This is a genomic window from Acinetobacter sp. B51(2017), from assembly GCF_003711395.1.
In the GTDB taxonomy this organism is placed as follows: domain Bacteria; phylum Pseudomonadota; class Gammaproteobacteria; order Pseudomonadales; family Moraxellaceae; genus Acinetobacter.
Genome location: NZ_PJRJ01000016.1, coordinates 1 through 20,492, shown reverse-complemented (window position 1 = coordinate 20,492; position 20,492 = coordinate 1). Strand labels below are relative to the sequence as shown.

General features: G+C 42.0%; 20 protein-coding genes and 1 pseudogene. 10 read left to right on the top strand and 11 right to left on the bottom strand.

What is annotated here, in order from left to right:
• Positions 1-33: 33 nt before the first annotated feature.
• The 4 genes from CYK47_RS09110 to truA all read left to right on the top strand — a co-directional run bounded on the left by CYK47_RS09110 (position 34) and on the right by truA (position 4,650).
• Complete coding sequence (locus tag CYK47_RS09110; protein ID WP_122901108.1) at positions 34-1,374, top strand: FimV/HubP-related protein; 1,341 nt, start codon at positions 34-36, stop codon at positions 1,372-1,374.
• A gap of 77 nt (positions 1,375-1,451) precedes the next feature.
• Complete coding sequence (fimV, locus tag CYK47_RS09105) at positions 1,452-2,819, top strand: T4P machinery localization factor FimV (RefSeq protein ID WP_122901005.1); 1,368 nt, start codon at positions 1,452-1,454, stop codon at positions 2,817-2,819.
• A 51-nt stretch (positions 2,820-2,870) separates the two neighbouring features.
• Positions 2,871-3,845: an asparaginase domain-containing protein gene (locus CYK47_RS09100; RefSeq protein WP_122901003.1), complete on the top strand. Its 975-nt coding sequence runs from the start codon at positions 2,871-2,873 to the stop codon at positions 3,843-3,845.
• 7 nt (positions 3,846-3,852) lie between these two features.
• Positions 3,853-4,650 (top strand): tRNA pseudouridine(38-40) synthase TruA, encoded by a 798-nt coding sequence (gene truA, locus CYK47_RS09095; RefSeq protein ID WP_122901001.1) that lies wholly within the window; start codon positions 3,853-3,855, stop codon positions 4,648-4,650.
• A gap of 95 nt (positions 4,651-4,745) precedes the next feature.
• Here truA and CYK47_RS09090 read toward each other — a convergent pair whose 3' ends face one another.
• On the bottom strand, positions 4,746-5,753 hold the full coding sequence (locus tag CYK47_RS09090; protein ID WP_122901106.1) for an AraC family transcriptional regulator: 1,008 nt from the start codon (positions 5,751-5,753) through the stop codon (positions 4,746-4,748).
• 221 nt (positions 5,754-5,974) lie between these two features.
• Here CYK47_RS09090 and infA point away from each other — a divergent pair, with 221 nt between their 5' ends.
• The gene (infA, locus tag CYK47_RS09085; protein ID WP_001284370.1) at positions 5,975-6,196 is read left to right on the top strand and encodes a translation initiation factor IF-1; all 222 of its coding nucleotides are present in this window, start codon (positions 5,975-5,977) and stop codon (positions 6,194-6,196) included.
• 63 nt (positions 6,197-6,259) lie between these two features.
• Here the strand turns inward: infA and CYK47_RS09080 are convergent, their stop codons facing one another.
• From CYK47_RS09080 to leuC, 5 genes are all read right to left on the bottom strand, one after another.
• Entirely contained in the window at positions 6,260-6,628 is a 369-nt protein-coding gene (locus CYK47_RS09080) for a lysozyme inhibitor LprI family protein (RefSeq protein ID WP_122900999.1), read from the bottom strand.
• Positions 6,629-6,752: 124 nt separating this feature from the next.
• On the bottom strand, positions 6,753-7,832 hold the full coding sequence (gene leuB, locus CYK47_RS09075) for a 3-isopropylmalate dehydrogenase (protein WP_122900997.1): 1,080 nt from the start codon (positions 7,830-7,832) through the stop codon (positions 6,753-6,755).
• A 40-nt stretch (positions 7,833-7,872) separates the two neighbouring features.
• Complete coding sequence (locus CYK47_RS09070) at positions 7,873-8,436, bottom strand: hypothetical protein (RefSeq protein WP_122900995.1); 564 nt, start codon at positions 8,434-8,436, stop codon at positions 7,873-7,875.
• Positions 8,437-8,503: 67 nt separating this feature from the next.
• Positions 8,504-9,154 (bottom strand): 3-isopropylmalate dehydratase small subunit, encoded by a 651-nt coding sequence (gene leuD / locus CYK47_RS09065; protein ID WP_122900993.1) that lies wholly within the window; start codon positions 9,152-9,154, stop codon positions 8,504-8,506.
• A 14-nt stretch (positions 9,155-9,168) separates the two neighbouring features.
• Positions 9,169-10,602: a 3-isopropylmalate dehydratase large subunit gene (gene leuC / locus CYK47_RS09060; protein WP_122900991.1), complete on the bottom strand. Its 1,434-nt coding sequence runs from the start codon at positions 10,600-10,602 to the stop codon at positions 9,169-9,171.
• A 250-nt stretch (positions 10,603-10,852) separates the two neighbouring features.
• Here leuC and CYK47_RS09055 point away from each other — a divergent pair, with 250 nt between their 5' ends.
• The 3 genes from CYK47_RS09055 (at position 10,853) to ovoA (ending at position 14,353) form a co-directional block, all read left to right on the top strand.
• Positions 10,853-11,080, top strand: a complete 228-nt coding sequence (locus CYK47_RS09055; RefSeq protein WP_122900989.1) for a DUF2061 domain-containing protein — start codon at positions 10,853-10,855, stop codon at positions 11,078-11,080.
• A gap of 197 nt (positions 11,081-11,277) precedes the next feature.
• The gene (locus CYK47_RS09050; protein ID WP_122900987.1) at positions 11,278-12,150 is read left to right on the top strand and encodes a LysR family transcriptional regulator; all 873 of its coding nucleotides are present in this window, start codon (positions 11,278-11,280) and stop codon (positions 12,148-12,150) included.
• 91 nt (positions 12,151-12,241) lie between these two features.
• Positions 12,242-14,353: a 5-histidylcysteine sulfoxide synthase gene (gene ovoA / locus CYK47_RS09045; RefSeq protein ID WP_122900985.1), complete on the top strand. Its 2,112-nt coding sequence runs from the start codon at positions 12,242-12,244 to the stop codon at positions 14,351-14,353.
• Positions 14,354-14,381: 28 nt separating this feature from the next.
• Here ovoA and CYK47_RS09040 read toward each other — a convergent pair.
• The 3 genes and pseudogenes from CYK47_RS09040 to CYK47_RS09030 form a co-directional block, all read right to left on the bottom strand.
• Positions 14,382-15,773: pseudogene (locus CYK47_RS09040) on the bottom strand (GntP family permease).
• A gap of 166 nt (positions 15,774-15,939) precedes the next feature.
• Complete coding sequence (locus tag CYK47_RS09035; RefSeq protein WP_122900983.1) at positions 15,940-16,185, bottom strand: DUF2789 domain-containing protein; 246 nt, start codon at positions 16,183-16,185, stop codon at positions 15,940-15,942.
• A 119-nt stretch (positions 16,186-16,304) separates the two neighbouring features.
• On the bottom strand, positions 16,305-16,955 hold the full coding sequence (locus CYK47_RS09030; RefSeq protein WP_122900981.1) for an HAD family hydrolase: 651 nt from the start codon (positions 16,953-16,955) through the stop codon (positions 16,305-16,307).
• Between the two features lie 182 nt (positions 16,956-17,137).
• On the opposite strand from CYK47_RS09030, the gene CYK47_RS09025 reads away from it, so the two are divergent.
• On the top strand, positions 17,138-17,620 hold the full coding sequence (locus CYK47_RS09025; RefSeq protein WP_122900979.1) for an RNA pyrophosphohydrolase: 483 nt from the start codon (positions 17,138-17,140) through the stop codon (positions 17,618-17,620).
• Between the two features lie 88 nt (positions 17,621-17,708).
• Positions 17,709-20,003, top strand: coding sequence for a phosphoenolpyruvate--protein phosphotransferase (ptsP, locus tag CYK47_RS09020; protein WP_122900977.1), 2,295 nt, complete (start codon positions 17,709-17,711; stop codon positions 20,001-20,003).
• On the opposite strand, the gene CYK47_RS15475 is transcribed toward ptsP, so the two are convergent.
• Both CYK47_RS15475 and CYK47_RS09015 read right to left on the bottom strand, forming a co-directional pair.
• Positions 20,000-20,176, bottom strand: a complete 177-nt coding sequence (locus CYK47_RS15475; RefSeq protein ID WP_164709173.1) for a DUF7230 family protein — start codon at positions 20,174-20,176, stop codon at positions 20,000-20,002. The genes ptsP and CYK47_RS15475 overlap by 4 nt on opposite strands.
• Before the next feature lie 122 nt (positions 20,177-20,298).
• Positions 20,299-20,492 (bottom strand): transposase domain-containing protein (locus CYK47_RS09015; RefSeq protein ID WP_164709117.1); only part of this gene is annotated, 194 nt, incomplete at its 5' end.

Sequence of the window (20,492 nt, the reverse complement as noted above, 5' to 3'; positions counted from 1 at the left end):
AACAAAGCTTTAGAGCTCGACGAACTATATAAAATGAATTTTCATAATAAATTTAAATTAACCGTCTTTAGCTGTTTAGTTTCACAGCAAATTTATGCCTTAAATCTTATGCCAATTGAAGTGCAATCTGCACCTGGGGAATTACTCTATGCTGAAATTTCCTTTCAACATGCCGACCCCAACCAACCTTTACATGTGGGTTTAGCCACTGCTGAAGATTTAAATTATTTAGGGGTACATCATCAACCACCGGGGCATTTAAGTTTTTTTGTACGTCAATCGAGTAGTGATACTGGAGTGATTACCATCACCTCGTCACGCCCTGTGATCGAAACCGAATTAAATGTAGTGGTGAAAATTCAACATGCTGGCGCTACACGCTTGCAACATATTAAAACCCGTTTAGCCGATCTAGAAGTGCAGCAAAATCCTGTGCAAGAAAAAAGCTTAGTGCCTGTTAAAGTGGTACGTGAAGAAGAAATCGCGCTTAATTTACCTATTGCTACCCAACACAATGCAACAAAGACCACTATGGTTGCCACAGAAAAACCTTTGCAAGTCAAAAACTCAGCGCCACCTTTATTACAAGGCACTGCGCTCAGTGCTCAAGCGGTCGCTACTGCATCAGCACAAACTACAGCACCATCCTTAGCTAGTGCCAGTGCCACTGTTAAGCCCGTCGCTAATCAAGCTGTACAAGAAAATTTATTGGTGGTGCAAAAAATCGCGCCACCACCATTACATAGCCAAGCCAGTACGGCTTTTGATCCAAGTGCATCTGTTTCTCAAATGAATACAAGCACTACACAGCCTGTAAAAGCATCCGCACTACCAAGTGCAACTCAGCAGCATGTGGTGCAAAAAAATGAATCTTTATGGGGTATTTCTGCACAAATTGCCAAGCAACATCAACTGTCTACCACGGTGGTAATGCGAGATATTCAAGCCAATAATCCACAAGCATTTATTGGTGGTGATCCAAATAAATTGCGACGTGGTGCAACGCTCAATTTTAACTTAGAAGCAAGCTTGATCGCGCAAGATAAAATCGCCACACAGGACTTAGCTCAAGTGACCACTAAGCAATCAGGCAAAGCCAAATATCGCTTAAATGAGGCACAAATGAGTTTAGTGGCAGAGAAACAAGCGGATTCTGTGCAAGGTTCTGCGAAAAAAAGCAAACAAAGCACTAAAAGCTCTGAGCAGTTAGCATTAAAAGTTATGACAGCTCGTGAAAAAAGCGTTAAATTACAGAGAAACGTAACACACTTGGATCAGACGCTTAAGCAAAAGGATCATAGAATTCAAGTACTAAATACTCGCCTCGCGCAATTGCAGCAGCAACTTAAAGCGCAGCAAGTACAGAAAAAATGACCAATTTGGGTGTTACTACAACGATTTTTTGGTGGGTGCAGCTTAACTAGACTGCTCTCCACAAGGGGTTAATTCACATGCTGTTATACGTGCTTCCATTTATTCTATTATTGGTCATTGCACTGATCTTAAAAAAACGTGAGGCCAATAAAGAGGCTGAACCAGCCAAAAAAGCCGCACCTGCCAAGAGCAAAGCCAAAACCAGCAGCTCAATCAGCTCAGAGCCTGTAGCACAGCCCAAGCAAAGCGGCTTAGTAGCTAATCAGCGCTCGCCTCTGGCACCGGAATTACGTCGCCATATTGAAAATCAAATGCGTGATGGCAATTATTTTGCTGCTGAAGCGCAAATTAACCAAGCCTTAAATCGTGACAATGGTCAACATGAATTGTATTTGATGTTGCTCGATTTACACTTACTGCAAAATGATGAATTTGCGATTAATCAATTATTCACACATTTACGCTCTTTGCAGTTAGATGATATTTTGGCTGATGCTCAGGCCAAACGTGATGCGCATGAGCAAAAACTTGCTCAAGAAGCCAAAGCAAAAGCTGAGGCGCAAGCAGCGCAATTGGCAGCTAATTCTGTGTCATTTGATCAACTACAAGAACAAGTGACCACCCCTAAAACTCAAGCACCGCTTGAATTTAAACCAACTGAAACTGTTGAGCCGCAAGTTGAAGTTAAAGCACCTATTGAAGCACAAGAGCAAAAACCACTTGAGTTCAGCTTTAGTCAGCCACAAAAAGCTGCACAACCTGCGCAGCCTTTAGAATTTAGCCCTGCTCCAGTTGCGGCAACTGAAAGTAAAACTGAAGAAAAATCTCTAGATTTTGCTTTTAATTTAGATCAAACTGCCGCAACACCAACAGCTCCAGTGCAAGCAGCCCCTGCCGACAATAGCCTTGAGTTTAGCTTTAATGCAAACAAAGCAGCTCAAGCTTCTGAATTAGAATTTAATTTAGATTCAACATCTGCGCCTAGTACTCAGCCAAGCAATCTTAATCTAGCAGATGCCGCTGTTGCTAAAGCACCCGCTAAAAACGAGCTAGAGTTTAATCTTGATCAACCAGCTACAGCACAACCTAAGCTAGAATTTAGTCTTGATCCTGTGCCAACGCCGCAGCTATCTACACAACCTCAAGCAGCAGCTGATCGCAAGCTTAATGCGCAAGATTTCGAGTTTAAGCTTGAAACACCAGCGGCTATCACAAGCGAAGAGAAACCATCTACGCAGCCTACAGTCGAAGCCAATGATCCACTGTTACAATTGTTCCCTGCGCTGGGTCAAATTAGCGAAGCAGATTTAAACTTACGTTTAGCCGCTGAATATATTCGTTTAGGTGCTTACGATTCGGCTCAAACCCTATTGGCTGAACAAGATACTAGCTATAACGAGCAGCAACGTCACATTGCCAACACGTTACGAAATAAAATCGCCTAAAGCGTGCATTTCGCTCTAAAATAAAGCAGTCATCCTTGGCTGCTTTTTTATATGAAAAAAATCGCGTTAATTTATATGGGCGGTACTTTTGGCTGTGTGGGCGAACCACTTAGTCCTATGCCAGCCGCTCAGTTTATTCCTGAGCTTAAAAAAATCTTAGCTAAAGAATTAGCAATTGAATGCTTTATTGCGCCATGTATTAAAGACAGTAGTGCTTGTACGCCGCAGGATTGGCTACAACTGATTCAACAAATTCAAATGTTGCAGCAGCAAAATTATCAACACTTTGTCATTATTCATGGCACGGACACCTTAAGCTATGCAGCAGCGTTATTGGCGCGTTTTTTAGGTCAGTCTGCGCATGTAGTGGTGACAGGTAGTCAATATCCTTTGCTCAATGTACAAGGCAATGATCTACGCCAATTTACTGATGCCTTAGATAATTTAAACCATGCTTTATATTCGGTGCTTAAATATCCAAGTGGTGTCTATGTGGCCTTCCATCATCAATTGCTGCATGCCCAAACAGTACTGAAACAGCACAGTATTGAACTTGATGCCTTTGCAGGTTTAGCAGCCGATGAATCCTTTGATGCCCATGCGCAGCACTATCAGATCAGCGAGCGTGACTTGGCCCGCGCCGATGATTTCCGCTGTTTAAACCTCATGTGGCAACCACTGAGCTTAAAACAGCATATCAAGCAGTTACAACAGATCTGCCAAGACCCGCCTGATGTATTGATCCTGCAAGGTTTTGGCATTGGCAACTTACATGCTGATGCTGCCATCATCGAAGTGCTCAACGCTATCTATGAGGCGGGCTGTTTGACACTACTGACCAGTCAAGTACCCTTTGGCGGTTTGGATCAACGCTATGCGGTTTCAGCATGGCTCAGTCATGCCAAGATTTTAAGCAGTGATTGTGCAAGCCATGCAGATCTTTATGCAAAAGCCTTTAAAATCTATTTACAATACCCGACCGTAGATGAGCGCCGTGCTCATTGGCATGAATCACTAAACTCTTGAGGTCACTATGCAACGTTTTGCCATTGGTATTGAATTTTGTGGGATGCAGTATCGCGGCTGGCAAACCCAGCAGGCAGGCGTAGTCAGCTTACAAGAAACGATTGAGCAAGTACTCAGCAAAATTGCCAATGAGCCAATTATGTTGCATGGCGCAGGTCGGACTGATGCAGGCGTACATGCAACCAACATGGTCGCGCATTTTGACACTCATGCGCTGCGTCCTCTGCGAGGTTGGCTCATGGGCGCGAATAGTCAGTTGCCTAAAGATATCTCGATCCAATGGATTAAAGAGATGGATCACAGCTTCCACGCGCGCTTTAAAGCCAAAGCACGTCGTTATCGTTACGTGGTGTATAACAATCCCATGCGCCCTGCCTTATTGCACAAGCAAGTCACACATGTTTATCAGCCACTTAATTTCGCAAAGATGATACAAGCTGCACAAAAGTTTGAAGGCACGCATAACTTTGAAAGTTTTCGTGCAGCAGCCTGCCAATCTAATCAACCTGTGCGTCATGTCAGCCACTGTCGTCTCATTCAGCATGGTTGCTATTTAGTATTGGATATTCAAGCCGATGGCTTCTTGCATCACATGGTACGCAATATCATGGGCTGCTTACTTGAAATTGGTCAAGGCATGTATGAAGTTGATCATATTGATCATATCTTTGCCGCCGAAGATCGCTCTGCCGCAGGCATTACCGCACCTCCTGATGGTTTGTATTTTATCCATGCCGACTATCCTGCTGAGTTTGAGTTACCGCAAATGCCGCTTGGCCCACATTGGCTGAATATGCCTGAATAAATGATTAAATAGTCCCTCCTCTTGTGAAGTAGTGTTTCTCTTGGCTTAAAAGAAGGATCATTTCTCCCTTTTGTAAAGGGAGCTAAGGAGGGATTCTAACGCTGCTTTCTCTTACGATATTCCACTGGCGTCTCATTGCTCCAGCGTTTAAAAGCCCGATAAAAGGTACTTGGTTCAGAAAAACCCGTTAAATAAACAATCTTTTCAATACTTTCATTGGTACCTGCCAGTAAGCGTTTGGCTAAACGACAACGATAGTCAGATAGAATTTGTTGAAAGCTTGTCTGTGCATCACTGAGCTGGGTACGTAAACGCCGTGGGGTAATTTTAAGCTGTGCCGCTACCGTCTCTAAGGTGGTTTCACCGCTTTCTAAGGTCGCGCCAATGGCACGGCGAACTTCACCTACCAAATCATAACGTGCCAACTCTTGTAGTTTTTCTAGTGCCAATTGCTCATGCAATTGTATCAGCTCAGGTTCGGCTTGCCACAATGGATAATCCAACACGCTAGCATCAAAATACAAACGGGTTTCTCTTTGCTCTAAGCTCACAGGACAGCCATAGACCCGTAGATATTCTTCATCTGCCGCGCCTTGCTCAAAATTAAAATCAATATATAAAGGCTCAAAACGTCCTTCTGTCATAAATTTAAAAAAGCGTATCACCCCTGCCATGGCACACTCAGTAAAGTGTCGATTGACAAAGTTATCTGCTTTGCCACGCGTACCATTACTTAAATAACAACGTCCCTCTTCAATGACCAATACCGCATGAAAGGCATCACTGATCAGTCGTTGATAAGCCAAGGCACGTTTTAAGCCTCCACCAAAATTATCACTACTTAAAAATAAATGCTCAATGACCTGCCCACGATACAAAGGTAAATGTTCACCCAAATGTAAGCCAATATCATTATCGCCCGAGACATCCTCTGCGGCACTCCAAAAAGCATGCTGTGCACTTAAAGGCGTGCGCCTATTGGTTTGTACCTGATTGAGTGCCACACCAGCTTTAGTTAAAATCTTCTCGGTTGGTAATCCTGCACGGCGTAGTGCTTGATAGCCCAAGCGTAATACCACTGATGCATCCGTTAGCTGACCCACGCCTAAACCTTCCTTGTATTGCCATAAAACCATAAGATTGAGCTTAACTTTGATTGTGACAAGTCACAACTGCTGTGCATTTGATTTTCATCATAATCTGTATACTGTGCGTTCGCTTATTTTACTCTCACCTAAGCGACCAGTGTCCCTTTGCTGCCTTGTATTTGGCAAAAAAATTGACTATAATTTGCACCTTTCCAATTTATTCATTCAGGTAGGCTATGGCCAATAAAGAGGAACTCATCGAGTTCGAAGGCGTTGTCACCGAGACGCTTCCTAATACTATGTTCCGTGTACGTTTAGAGAACGGTCACGAAGTGATTGCTCACATTTCTGGTAAAATGCGTAAACACTATATCCGCATTTTGACTGGCGACAGTGTAAAAGTTGAAATGACACCTTATGATTTGACTAAGGGTCGTATCACTTATCGTGCACGCTAAGTTTTAGTGTAAGCAAAAAGCCACTATTTAAAGTGGCTTTTTTTATGTTTTCGCTTTTATGACTTAATACAGCCGTTTGCTCTGACAACCAATGGTCTTACATTCCCGAATACGCTCGCGCAACCATGCATTACGCGTTGTAGTTTCATCTAAATTGCACTGCACAAATACCATACCTTGTGCTTCATTCGAGCAATTGGCATCACGTTGCTTAATCCATGCCAGTTGCGAACGCCTTAAGGTGTTTTTTTGGCTTTGGTTCAAATGTTTTCTTAACTCTGCATAGCTGTTATTGAGTTCTTGATCTGCATTATGAAAAACTTGATTGATGCAATATACATCATCATAAGTATTGCGTGGGTTTTCGCAGTTGTTTGCCAAGCTTACACTGCTGATCCCCATCAGCATAAAAAGTGCCCATAGTTTTAGCATTGTGCCACTCCTTGTCACTGCATCATTTTACTTTAAAAGTAAATTAGACTGACTTCTGTAACAATTTTGCAGCACAAAAAAACGCAGTCTAAGACTGCGTTTTTTTAAAGGTTTTAAACTTAAATTAGTTTAATGCTGCAACAACGGCTTGACCCATTTCCACTGTACCAACTTTGTTCATGCCTTCTGACATGATATCGGCAGTACGTAAACCTTGATCTAATACCTTGCCTACTGCATCTTCAATCGCTTTCGCTGCCGCTTCTTCATGGAAAGTATAACGCAGCATCATAGCAACCGATAAAATGGTTGCGAGTGGGTTGGCAATGTTTTGACCTGCGATATCTGGTGCAGAACCATGACATGGCTCATACATACCTTTACCATTTTCATCTAATGATGCAGATGGCAACATACCAATCGAACCAGTCAACATCGCAGCTTCATCAGACAAGATATCGCCAAATAAGTTACCCGTTACCAATACGTCAAATTGTTTTGGCGCACGTACCAATTGCATTGCTGCGTTATCCACGTACATATGTGACAAATTGATCTCTGAATATTGTTCAGCATGTAACTGAGTCACCGTTTGCTTCCAAAGCTCAGTCACTTCAAGTACATTGGCTTTATCTACTGAACATACTTTGCCGCCACGAAGTTTTGCCATTTCAAAAGCAACTTTGGCAATACGTTTAATTTCAGATTCAGCATATACGTCGGTGTTAAAGCCTTGTTTTTCGCCGTTTTCTAGTTCACGGATACCGCGTGGTTGACCAAAGTAAATACCACCTGTCAATTCACGTACAATTAAGATATCCAAACCAGACACGATTTCAGGTTTTAAGCTTGAAGCCCCTGCCAATTGTGGATACAAAATTGCCGGACGTAAGTTAGCAAATAGATTTAACTCAGAACGTAATTTTAATAAGCCACGCTCAGGACGGATTGAGCGTTCAATCGTATCCCATTTTGGACCGCCCACTGCGCCAAGTAAAATTGCATCAGCACGTTTGGCTTGTTCAGAAGTCACTTCTGGATAAGGTGCACCGTGAGCATCAATTGCTGCTCCACCCAATAAACCTTGTTCCCATGTCAAACCTAGATTGAATTTGTCATTAACAGACGTTAAGACCTGTTCAGCAGCTTTTACAATTTCAGGGCCAATGCCGTCACCAGCTAAAATCAAAATATGTTTTGACATGAGATATTCCATTGATACACGACTAAAAAATTTAGTCTGATTAAAGTTTTTGTTCTACAAACTCACCGAGGCCGGTTAAAGCGTCATAAGGTTTGCAAAAACGACGTATGGTCTTTTGCTCTTGCTTTAAATCAACACACAGCGGATCAGGTACGGAAGCTTTCAGTAGACTGGTGCTGTGAGTAGTATTACGCTTACGATACATTTGTAAAGTGTAAGAGGTTTTCGCTTTAAACTTATGAATTAAGTGTAGTTTTTCCGCACGATCTTGAGAGATGGGATAAAAACGTAACACTAATTCATGTGAACCTGCTGGCACCGACAAATATAAGGCGTTATTTTTACCAATATGGCTTTGTTGCAAACGCAAAATTTTTGCCTGTATGGCTTCACGATATACTTTTTGTTTATCGCTATCCATAATTTGAATCGTATTAAAACGCTCAAATTCGCAATTATTTGTGCCTGAACAATAAATTAACGCATTGTTTTGCGTAGCTTTCGTTTCAGGCACATGTTTGATTTGTGCAGTATCTACCAGTTGGCAGGCACTGAGTAGCATGACTGCGCTCAGTACCAAACCGCTAAAGCATGTTTTTTTCATCTTGCTACCGAATGCCAATGAAATTTGAACAAAATGTTAGCAAGACTTCACAATCGAAGCTATGGCTTTAGCCACGAATTTCGTTAAATACCCAAGGGCGTGCTGCTTTGGTTTTTTCTTCATAAGCGCGAATGTCATCAGCCGCTTGTAAAGTTAAGCCAATATCATCCAAACCATTCAATAAACAATGTTTACGGAATGGATCAACTTCAAATTTAAAGCTTTCACCACTTGGTGTACGTACTTCTTGTGCTTCTAAATCAATCGTCAGTTGATAGCCTTCTGTAGCAAAGCATTCTTTAAATAACTGATCCACGATCTCTTCAGACAAGATCACAGGTAACATGCCATTTTTAAAGCTGTTGTTAAAGAAAATGTCCGCATAACTTGGCGCAATCACGGTACGGAAACCGTATTCTTCCAATGCCCACGGCGCATGCTCACGGCTTGAACCACAACCAAAATTGGCACGAGAAATCAAAATTGACGCACCTTGATAACGTGGCTTGTTTAATTCAAAGTCAGGATTCAAAGGACGTTTTGAATTATCTTGCCCCAAATAACCTTCATCTAAATAACGTAATTCATCAAAAAGGTTAGCACCAAAACCAGTACGCTTAATTGATTTTAAAAACTGTTTTGGAATGATTAAATCTGTATCAACATTGGCACGGTCTAATGGTGCAACGATACCTTGTTCAACGGTATATTTTTTCATGCTCTTTGCTCCTCTTAGAACGAACGTACATCAACAAAGTGACCTGCAATTGCCGCAGCCGCCGCCATTGCTGGACTCACCAAGTGCGTACGACCACCATTACCTTGACGACCTTCAAAGTTACGGTTTGAAGTAGACGCACAATGTTCACCCGGTTGTAATTTGTCTGCGTTCATTGCTAAACACATTGAGCAACCCGGCTCACGCCATTCAAAGCCCGCTTCAATTAAGATTTTGTCTAAGCCTTCAGCTTCTGCTTGTGCTTTCACTAAACCAGAACCTGGTACCACCATGGCTTGTTTAATCGTTGAAGCGACTTTTTTGCCTTTGGCTACTTTGGCAGCTTCACGGATATCTTCAATACGTGAGTTGGTACAAGAACCGATAAATACGCGGTCTAATTGAATATCAGCCAATGCTTGACCTGCATTTAAGCCCATATATTGGTAAGCACGCGTCCAGTCATTACGTTGTACCTCATCTTTGGCTTGTTCTAGCGTTGGAACTGCTTGAGATACAGGAATCACCATCTCAGGAGATGTACCCCAAGACACTTGTGGCTCAATCTCTTCACCTTGTAATACCACAACGGTATCAAAGTGTGCGCCTTCATCCGAATGCAACGTATTCCAATACGCAACTGCTTGATCCCATTGCTCGCCTTTAGGCGCATATGGACGATCTTTTACGTATTCAATGGTTTTTTCATCAACAGCAACCATACCCACACGCGCACCTCCTTCGATGGCCATGTTACATACCGTCATACGCCCTTCAATTGACATATCACGGAACACTTGACCACCAAATTCAATGGCATGACCTGTACCACCTGCGGTACCAATTTTACCAATAATCGCTAATACGACATCTTTTGGTGTTACGCCTTGACCTAATTTACCGTCAACACGCACCAACATGTTTTTCATTTTCTTTTGCACTAAGCATTGGGTTGCCAAGACATGCTCAACTTCCGATGTGCCAATACCGTGTGCCAAACAGCCAAATGCACCATGTGTTGCTGTATGTGAGTCACCACACACCACTGTCATACCCGGTAAAGTTAAACCTTGCTCAGGACCTACTACATGTGCAATACCCTGACGTACATCGTTAATATCAAACTGCACTACATCAAAGGTTTTACAGTTGTCATCTAAAGTTTGCACTTGGATACGAGAGGTATCATCTTCAATCCCTGAGATCCCTTCGGCACGCTCTTTTTTAGAGGTTGGTACGTTATGGTCAGGGGTTGCCACGTTAGCACTTAAACGCCAAGGTTTACGACCTGTCAACTGTAAGCCTTCAAAGGCTTGTGGAGAGGTCACTTCATGCAATAAATGACGGTCAATATAAAGTAAGCTCGAGCCATCATCTCGTTGTTTTACTAGATGGTCGTCCCATAATTTGTCATACAATGTTTTTGCTTGTTGGGTTTCGCCTGCCATGTCGATTTGCTCCACTGGACTGGGTAAATTCTTTCATTAACTTTGATTATAAACAGCTAATACCATAAATCTAATTTATCATTTTTATTAATTTGAAAACTTTTATTAATAGGTTAACCCCTATCCACTTGGCTTAAACATTAATCTGTTTTTCCTATTAATTTTAAAAATATATTCGTTTTTACAAATTAAATGAGAATACTTATTATTTACTCATTGGCAAATACCTCACCTTGTAAGGAGCAGTTTCATGGCACATATTCAAAACTTTGTTGATCAAAATCAACGTATGTTTAAAAAAACCTTAAGTTACTATGTCATGCACATTACAGTTGCGATGTTAGTCGGCTACTTTGTCACAGGTAGCATTTGGATGGCAATGACCTTAAGTATTTTAGAACCGACGATTCAAGCAGTGGCTTATTTCTTCCATGAGCGAGTATGGGATAAAAAAAATCAAACCATGCAACAGGTGTAAAAAATGGGCTGCTCCGTAAAAGGTCACTGATTTTAGTGACCTTTTTTTATAGATAGTTGAGCAATAGATAAAAATAAGCGCCTAAAAGCTACTCAACTGGTTATATTTTGACGTAATTTTTGCATTTTCTCTTTGCTTAAATATAAAAACTTATAAATAATGAAATAAGCATAAAAAAACTTTATGGATGAGCGCTTATGAATCTTGCAGCCTTTGAAGCCTTTGTCAAAGTGATGGAAACGGGTTCAATTTCCATGGCAGCTGATCAGCTGTTTATTACCCAACCCGCTGTAACTAAACGTATTCATAGTTTAGAAGAGTACTTTGGGGTAAAGCTATTTGAATCTGCTGGTCGCGGGGTACAAGCCACCCATGCCGCACATTCACTGTTGCCTAAAGTTAAAAATTGGCTCAATGAACTGGGTGATATTCATCACACCTTAAGCCATGAACAAAATGAGGTGCAAGGCAAATTAAAATTAGGCACCAGTCATCATATTGGTTTGCATCATTTGCCACATCATTTACGTCGTTATGCGCAAGATTATCCAAATGTACGTTTAGATGTACGTTTTGTGGATTCAGAACAAGCCCACGAGCAAGTCTTGGCTGGTGATTTAGAGCTAGCGTTTTTAACGCTACCGCCACAGCTCGATAGTCGGCTTAAATATGTCACCATTTGGAATGATCCGTTGGTTTTTGTTGCAGCACCTTTTCATCCTTTGGCACAGCAACAAAATTTAAGTTTGCAGGATTTAATTGCTTATCCAAGTTTATTACCTGCTGCGCAAACCTATACCTCGCAAATCACCTTGGCTGAATTTGAGAAGCAAGGGGTCAAACCTAAAGTGACCATGAGCAATAATCCACTTGAGTCGATTCGCATGTTAGTGTCGATTGGACTGGGTTGGTCGGTATTGCCTAAGACGATGGTGAGTGATGATCTTCAGCAACTCGACATTAATTTAGAAATGCATCGTCAATTGGGCATGGTGTGGCATCCGGGACGCAGTCAATCGAAAGCCGCTCAAGCCTTAGTCAGTTTAATGTCGCCACAGCAACCCGATTAAAAATTGTTTACATACAACGAAAAGTACTTCGCGTACATTAAAAAGATCAGTTTCGACTGGTCTTTTTTTATAATAACAAGCGGAGCAGTTTATGCAGCAACCGGTTTTAGAACGCGCCACGCAGCTTCATTTTTCTCCCAACTTACAACAAATTGATCCAGAACAATTACGCCAAGACATACGCAGCTATTTTTTAGAAACCTTTGCCTGTTATGAATCTTTATTTGAATGCCTCACTGAGCAAGGCTTTTACACTAAGGCCATTGCCCTACGTCATCCCTTAATTTTTTATTATGGGCATACGGCTACATTTTTTATCAATAAATTGTTGCTGGCCAAACTCATTCCTGCACGGATTCATCCTCACTTTGAATCGTTATTTGCAGTGGGTGTTGATGAAATGAGTTGGGATGACTTAGATGACAGTCATTATAGTTGGCCGAGCATTGCACAAGTCCAAGCCTATCGCCAACAGGTCAAACAGGTGGTGTTAGATGTGATCGATCACATTGCTATGCCAGTCCCTGTCAATTGGCAGCATCCGTGTTGGCCGATTATGATGGGCATCGAACATGAGCGCATCCATTTAGAAACTTCTTCGGTATTGATTCGGCAACAAAAGCTCGAATATGTACGGCAGCATCCCGCTTGGCGCCCTTATCCGCAACATCATCCTGCGCCTAATAATGATCTATTGCCCGTTCCTGCCACAGAGATTTGTTTATATAAGACCCAAGCCAATCCCTATTATGGTTGGGACAATGAATACGGCATTCATAAAGCCCAGCTGGACGCATTTAGTGCCAGTCGCTATTTGGTGAGTAATCAAGAGTTTTTAGATTTTGTTGAAGATCAAGGTTATACCCAAAGCCAGTTTTGGACAGATGAAGGCTGCGCATGGCTTAAATTTTCTCAAGCCCAGCATCCGACTTTTTGGCAAGCGACAGAGCAAGGTTGGCAATTACGCTTAATGACTGACGTCGTGCCTATGCCTTGGGATTGGCCTGTCGAAGTCAATTATCATGAAGCCAAAGCCTTTTGTCAGTGGAAAACCCAGCTCAGTGGAAAAAAGATCCGTCTACCCAGTGAAGATGAATGGTATGCCCTCTACCAAAATACAGGTTTAAGCCCTGAGCAGATTCAACAACAGGCCAATTTACAATTAAAAGTAGCTGCTTCTTCTTGCCCGATTAACCAATTCGCGCATGGCGACTTTTATGATGTACAAGGCAATGTCTGGCAATGGACTGAAACACCCATCTATCCGTTTGATGGTTTTATGGTACATCCAATTTATGATGATTTTAGTACTCCAACCTTTGATGGACAGCATCACCTGATCAAAGGCGGTTCATGGATTTCCAGTGGCAATGAGATTTTACATTCTGCACGTTATGCCTTTAGACGGCATTTTTTCCAACATGCAGGCTTTCGTTATGTAGCAGCCGAACAAGATTCAAAGCCAATTGCGTCACGCTATGAAACCGATAAATTGGTCGCGGAATATTTAGAGTTTCAATATGGTGCATGCTATTTTGGCGTAGCCAATTTTGCACAAAGCTTAGTGCAACTGGCCATCGCACAACTGCCCCAACATAAGGCTTTAGATTTAGGCTGTGCCACTGGACGCGCCAGCTTTGAATTGGCACGCTATTTTGATCAAGTCACAGCGATTGATTTTTCGGCCCGTTTTATTCAACACGGCGTGCAACTAGCAGCGCTGCAAACAGTACATTATAGCATCTGCACCGAAGGTGATTTGATTGAACATAAATCTTGTCATTTATCTCAATTCAACCTAGATGATGTTGGTGATAAAGTGGAATTTTTCCAAGGTGATGCATGTAACTTAAAAGCGCAGTTTACAGGTTACGATTTTATTTTAGCGGCCAATTTAATTGATCGTCTGCATCATCCTAAAGCTTTATTAAGCACCATTCATGAGCGTTTAAATGTTGGCGGTGTGCTGATGCTGACCTCACCTTATACATGGCTGACAGAACATACCGAACGCAGTGAATGGGTTGGCGGCTTTAAGCAAAATGCCGAAAACTTTACAACGCTGGATGGTTTAACAGCTTTGCTTAGTCCACATTTTGAACTGCTGCATGCGCCGCAGCATGTGGAATTTGTTATTCGTGAAACGCAGCGTAAATTTCAGCATAGTTTAAGTGAAATCACACTATGGCGGCGTAAAGCTTAGCACAAGCGCCTGTTTAGGCGCTTGCGGTTTAGAATGATCCAAATAACGTTCCCAAGCTAATCGCCACACCAAGCGCGACCATCGGGATTGCGACTGTGCACATGGCGACGTTGCCATAAGATTGTTTATGCGTCATGCCACAAATCGACAATAAGGTAATAATTGCACCTGAATGAGGTAGAGTACCTCAACAGCCTGCGGCCAAAGTTGCAATACGATGTAATAATTCTGGGTTAATGCCCGCAGCAGTTGCCATGGCTAGATAGTCACTCCCCAAGGTGGATAAAGCAATCGACATCCCGCCAGAGGAAGAACCCGTAATACCTGCCAAAATATTCATGGCAATCGCTTCAGAAATCAATGGATTGCTGGATACATTTAACACCATGTCGCGAATAATCACAAAACCTGCTAAAGACGCGATCACAGCGCCATAACCTACTTCAGAAGCAGTATTAAAAATCGGTAGCATTGAACCCAATGCCCCCTTATTCACCGTTTCTTTTAGGTTATGCCACTTACCTAAACGCAATAAAATCAAGCTTAAACATGCCACCATCAATGCAATGACCAAAGCCCATAAACCTGTTTGTTTACTCGGATCTAATTGTGGATAAACTTCTTTTAGAGCACTCAAATCCATATGAGGAAACAAGATATAGGTAAACAAAGCATTAACTCCAATCACCAACAGCAATGGTAAAAATGCTAAAAATATGGGCATCTCGCTTGCACTGCTTACACTCGCGTGTAGCTGCTCTGCCTCTTGGGTATCCACACCATAGCCTTCACCATTTTTATAGGCTTTATTAGCACGGCTCTGTAGCCACATGCAGCCCAAAGCAAACATAATCAACCCTGCAATTATTCCAATACCTGGGGCAGCAAAAACATTCGTGCCAAAAAATGGAATTGGAATCGCATTTTGAATCGAAGGTGAACCAGGCAATGCAGTCATAGTAAAGGTAAATGCGCCCAAAGCAATCGCACCCGGAATTAAGCGCTTTGGAATATTGGCGGCTTGAAACATCGACTTAGCAATCGGGTAAATGGCAAAAGCCACCACAAACAAAGACACCCCACCATAAGTCAATACACCACATGCCGTGACCACAGTCAAAATAGCGCGTTTATGCCCTAATTTGCGCATAATCCATTGAGAAATACTCGATGCAGCCCCTGAGTCCACCATCAACTGCCCAAATAAGGCACCCAGTAAAAAAATGGGAAAGAATTTTAAAATATAGCCGCCCAAGGCTGACATAAAGGTTTCAGTGTATTGTGGCATCAGGTAGGCCATATCACCCGAGAGTAAAATAGCAACTGCTGCCATAATGGGCGCCAAAATTAATACTGAAATCCCCCGATAAGCAAAAAACATCAGTAATGCCAATGAAATAATAATTGCAAATGTACCCATTCTAACTCCATGATTTTTATCTTATTGTTATCCGTAACTTTTTTATCATCATTTTTAATGGCCAGCTCGCATATTTCAGGGCCAGACATGATTTTTGGCTGCTTGATTTTATAATCTAAGACAATCAAGTTTTACCCACCTACAGACAGATGGGTAAAAGCGTGAATCATTTTATGAGGGAATCTTCATGTAAAGATTCATTTAATTGATCAACAATAATAGCCCATTCACCATCAGATTTGATTTTTTCAGCTAAAAATTGGCGCTGTGCCTCAGTCCAATAATCGGCTTGGGTAATTTTAGTCTGGGCATTGAGTTGATGGGTACTAATAAATAAGGCAATGCCTTCTTCTGAACTATCCAAACCCAATTGCTCAAATAAATGGGTCATACGTGGCCGTACTTGCGTCATGTTTTTATCCTTCTTGTTATTTAGATTTGTATAAGTAGCATACGCAAATTTGTGTTTTGATCGGTATAAAAATGTAAAAAAGCACTCATGATGAGTGCTTTTTTACAGTCAAAATCAGCTTAGATTGACCAATCTTGAATATCCCAGCCTTGTTGTTTGGCTAAAGCCTCTAGACGATCATCAGGATTCACTGCAATAGCATGGTCTGCATACTCAAGCAAGAAACGATCATTAATGGAGTCCGAATAAGCCCAAGATTCAGTTACATCACGCCCTTCTAGCCATTGATCTAGACGTTCAAGTTTACCCTTTTGATAACACGGCGTATTAATCACTTTACCCGTGTATTTGTCATCAATTACTTCTGCATTAGTGGCAATAATTTCAGTAATCCCAAACTCACGGAAAATCGGCGCAGTAATAAAATCAGACGTTGCGGTAATCCCCACCAACTGATGGCCTGCATCTTTGTGACGCTGAATGGCTTTAAAGCCTTCAGGGCGCATTTGCGCGCGAATCACTTTTTGCATAAATAACTCATGCAACTCAGTTAAATAAGCATGCTCATGCTGAGTTAAAAACTCAAATACAAATTCGTTATAAGCAATTGGATCAAGTTGACCAGCTTTATAATCTTCATAAAACTTGTCGTTCATGGCACGGTGGCGTACTGGATCAACCAAGCCCTCATTTACTAAAAATTCGCCCCAAGAGTGGTCTGAATCGGTATTCAGTAAGGTATGGTCGAGATCAAACAGTGCCAATTTCATGAAAATACTCGTAAAAGCTGAAATTTAAGAAAAAAAATGTAAATCTATCTCGGCTAGTCGATAGAAATTCGTTAAGATCATAGCAGTTTTAATATTTTTAAACTTTGCTTTTTTCGCGTTGGACACAGAAATAACAATCCCCGAAGGCAAAGAAATAAATTACACATATTTTAGGTAGCCAAATGATCGACTCTGAAGGTTTCCGACCCAATGTCGGGATCATTTTGGCAAACGATTCTGGACAAGTTTTATGGGCAAAACGCATTGGTCACAATGCATGGCAATTTCCACAAGGAGGGATCCAACATGGAGAAACTCCGGAGCAAGCACTTTATCGTGAGCTAAGAGAAGAAGTTGGCTTACTGCCCGAACACGTCCAAATAATAGCGCAAACGAAAGGTTGGCTGCGTTATCGTTTGCCACATCGGTATATCCGAACGGATTCAGACCCCGTATGTATTGGTCAAAAGCAGAAGTGGTTTTTATTAAAATTAACCGCGCCTGTACAAAATATTCAGTTGAATCTCTCCGATCCACCTGAATTTGATCAATGGCAATGGGTGAGTTACTGGTATCCGCTCGGTCAAGTTGTCAACTTTAAACGCGACGTATACCGTAAGGCGATGGTCGAACTGTGTCAGCAGTTACCCATTGCGAAACCCTAAAAAAATCTGAATGTCATGCAGATTTTTTAGTGAAGTCTTGTTATAAATAAAATTTAAATTTAACCCCTTCTGCTTGGGAGTCGCCTTTATGTCGAATATGCAACTGGACACCTTACGACGCATTGTACAAGAGATTAATGCGTCCACCAGTTTGCATGAATCACTCGACATTATGGTCAATCAAGTGGCCGAGGCCATGCACGTTGATGTGTGTTCCATCTATCTTTTAGATGAACGTAATCAACGCTATGTGCTCATGGCCTCTAAAGGTTTAAAACCTGAGTCGGTGGGGCATGTTTCCCTACAAACCAGTGAAGGTTTGATTGGCTTAGTGGGGCAACGTGAAGAAATTGTTAATTTAGATGATGCACCTAGCCATGAGCGTTTTTTATATTTGCCAGAAACGGGTGAAGAACTGTATAGCTCATTTTTAGGCGTGCCTGTGATGTATCGCCGTAAAGTAATGGGCGTACTGGTGGTACAAAACAAAGAAAAACAAGATTTTAGTGAAGCAGCAGAATCGTTTTTAGTCACGCTGTGCGCCCAGCTTTCAGGGGTCATTGCCCATGCCCATGCTGTGGGTAATATTGATGTGTTTCGTAAACCCAATAACCTCCCTGCCTATAAAACCTTTCAAGGGGTGGCAGGTTCAGGCGGGATTGCTTTAGGCCGCGCCATTATCCTCTACCCACCTGCGGACTTAGCTGCAGTGCCAGATCGTGAAGCAGACGACATTAGCGAAGAGTTGGCTTTGCTCGACCGTGCTGTAGCCGCGGTACGCAGTGAAATTCAATCGCTTGATGACAAAATGCAAGATGCCTTAATGGCAGAAGAACGCGCTTTGTTTAGTGTATTTTTGCGTATGCTCGATGAAAATGCCTTGCCTGCGGAAATTAAGGACGAAATTCGCGATGGTAACTGGGCACAAGGTGCTGTGCGGTTAGTCATTGAAAAACATACCGCTTTGTTTGCGCAAATGGAAGATGAGTATTTACGCGAACGGGTGTCTGACCTCAAAGATTTAGGCCGTCGTATTTTGGCCTTTTTACAAGAGGCCGATGCTAGCCACCGTGAATTGACCGATGAAAGTATTTTAATTGGCGAAGAAATTTCCACCGCAGCATTGGTTGAATTACCTGTCGATAAAATTGCCGCCATTGTCACCACTGAAGGCGCGATGAACTCGCATATGGTGATCGTGGCACGCGCCTTAGGTATTCCTACTGTCGTGGGTGTCACTGAACTACCGATTAATAGTCTTGATGATGTCGAGATGATTGTCGATGCACATCAAGGACGCGTCTTTATTAATCCGCCACGACGTTTACGTGCGCGTTATAAAGAAATTCAAAAAGAAGAAGAACAAATCGCGAAAGATTTACGCCAATATGAAACCCGCGATGCCATTACGCCTGATGGCGTTGCAGTTAAATTATTCGTGAATACAGGCCTCATGATTGATGTGGTTCGCGGTGTACAACGCGGTGCTAAAGGCGTGGGTTTATACCGCTCTGAAATTCCGTTTATGTTGCGTGATCGCTTCCCTGGTGAAGAAGAACAGCGTACCATTTACCGCCAACAGCTCAGTCATTTTGCCAACAAACCTGTTGTCATGCGCACCTTAGATATTGGTGCCGATAAAGACCTACCGTATTTTGCTATTGAAGAAGAAAATTCCGCTTTGGGTTGGCGTGGCATTCGCTTTACCCTCGATCATCCAGAAATTTTTTCTGCACAAATTCGCGCGATGCTCAAAGCCAGTATTGGTTTAAACAACTTGCATATTTTATTGCCAATGGTCACCAGTGTTAGTGAGGTCGAAGAAGCTTTATATTTGCTTGATCGTGATTGGCATGCAGTACAAGAAGAAGAGCAGGTTAAAATTCAAAAACCTAAAATTGGCATTATGGTCGAAGTGCCAAGCGTGCTATTACAAATTGAAGAGTTTGCCGAACTCGTCGATTTCTTCTCGGTGGGTTCTAATGACTTAACCCAATATCTGTTGGCAGTCGATCGTAATAATCCGCGTGTCGCCAACGTCTACTCACATTTCCACCCTTCGGTGTTACGTGCTTTAAGCCGCTTAGTCAAAGAATGTCATAAATATGACAAACCTATTAGTTTATGTGGTGAAATGGCAGGTGATCCACTTTCGGCAGTCTTATTAATGGCAATGGGCTTTAATACACTGTCGATGAGTTCGAGTAATATTTTGCGTGTACGTAAAGCCATTTGTCATATTCCAATGACAGATGCACAACAGTTGCTCGATAAAGTATTAAAAATGAATAATCCTTTAATGGTCAAAAGCTGGGTTGAATATTATTTTAAAACCCATGGTTTAAGCGATATGGTGAAAACTAATCGTTTAGTCAGCGTTTAAGCCGCGCATAAAAAAGGGAGATATTCATTTGAGTATCCCCCTTTTTTGTGTTTGTTATAACCACGTTTGGCGTTCTTTTTACGGTCTACAAACACTTGGCTTTTGTTGACTTCATGCATATGTTTCGCCACAAAATTATGCACCATGATTTCAGGCTGTTTTTTCTTAGCCATTGCATTTCCTCATTTGAATTGAATGATTAGTGAAAGCTTATATTGCACCTTAGAATTAAAATTTCAAGTTGTATAGCAATCTTTTAAAGCTGTAAGCATCCGCTGAACCCCATACCTATTTTTTAATTTTGGTCGGGTTGCCACCGGTGTGGCAGTAATTCTTCAATTTGGGTCACTTTGTGTGTCGGTAGCCTTTTCAGCACATCACTTAAATAGGCATACGGATCCAAGCCATTGAGCTTTGCTGACTGGATTAAAGTCATGATATTGGCAGCTCGTTGGCCACTGCGCAGCGAGCCAGCAAACAGCCAGTTCT

Coding starts and splice junctions, on each gene's coding strand:
- CYK47_RS09100 (WP_122901003.1), top strand. CDS start 2,871: ATGAAAAAAATCGCGTTAATTTATATGGGCGGTACTTTTGGCTGTGTG.
- CYK47_RS09055 (WP_122900989.1), top strand. CDS start 10,853: ATGGCACATATTCAAAACTTTGTTGATCAAAATCAACGTATGTTTAAA.
- leuD (WP_122900993.1), bottom strand. CDS start 9,154: ATGAAAAAATATACCGTTGAACAAGGTATCGTTGCACCATTAGACCGT.
- leuC (WP_122900991.1), bottom strand. CDS start 10,602: ATGGCAGGCGAAACCCAACAAGCAAAAACATTGTATGACAAATTATGG.
- CYK47_RS09025 (WP_122900979.1), top strand. CDS start 17,138: ATGATCGACTCTGAAGGTTTCCGACCCAATGTCGGGATCATTTTGGCA.
- CYK47_RS09110 (WP_122901108.1), top strand. CDS start 34: ATGAATTTTCATAATAAATTTAAATTAACCGTCTTTAGCTGTTTAGTT.
- CYK47_RS09035 (WP_122900983.1), bottom strand. CDS start 16,185: ATGACGCAAGTACGGCCACGTATGACCCATTTATTTGAGCAATTGGGT.
- fimV (WP_122901005.1), top strand. CDS start 1,452: ATGCTGTTATACGTGCTTCCATTTATTCTATTATTGGTCATTGCACTG.
- infA (WP_001284370.1), top strand. CDS start 5,975: ATGGCCAATAAAGAGGAACTCATCGAGTTCGAAGGCGTTGTCACCGAG.
- CYK47_RS15475 (WP_164709173.1), bottom strand. CDS start 20,176: ATGGCTAAGAAAAAACAGCCTGAAATCATGGTGCATAATTTTGTGGCG.
- leuB (WP_122900997.1), bottom strand. CDS start 7,832: ATGTCAAAACATATTTTGATTTTAGCTGGTGACGGCATTGGCCCTGAA.
- truA (WP_122901001.1), top strand. CDS start 3,853: ATGCAACGTTTTGCCATTGGTATTGAATTTTGTGGGATGCAGTATCGC.
- ovoA (WP_122900985.1), top strand. CDS start 12,242: ATGCAGCAACCGGTTTTAGAACGCGCCACGCAGCTTCATTTTTCTCCC.
- CYK47_RS09070 (WP_122900995.1), bottom strand. CDS start 8,436: ATGAAAAAAACATGCTTTAGCGGTTTGGTACTGAGCGCAGTCATGCTA.
- ptsP (WP_122900977.1), top strand. CDS start 17,709: ATGTCGAATATGCAACTGGACACCTTACGACGCATTGTACAAGAGATT.
- CYK47_RS09050 (WP_122900987.1), top strand. CDS start 11,278: ATGAATCTTGCAGCCTTTGAAGCCTTTGTCAAAGTGATGGAAACGGGT.
- CYK47_RS09030 (WP_122900981.1), bottom strand. CDS start 16,955: ATGAAATTGGCACTGTTTGATCTCGACCATACCTTACTGAATACCGAT.
- CYK47_RS09080 (WP_122900999.1), bottom strand. CDS start 6,628: ATGCTAAAACTATGGGCACTTTTTATGCTGATGGGGATCAGCAGTGTA.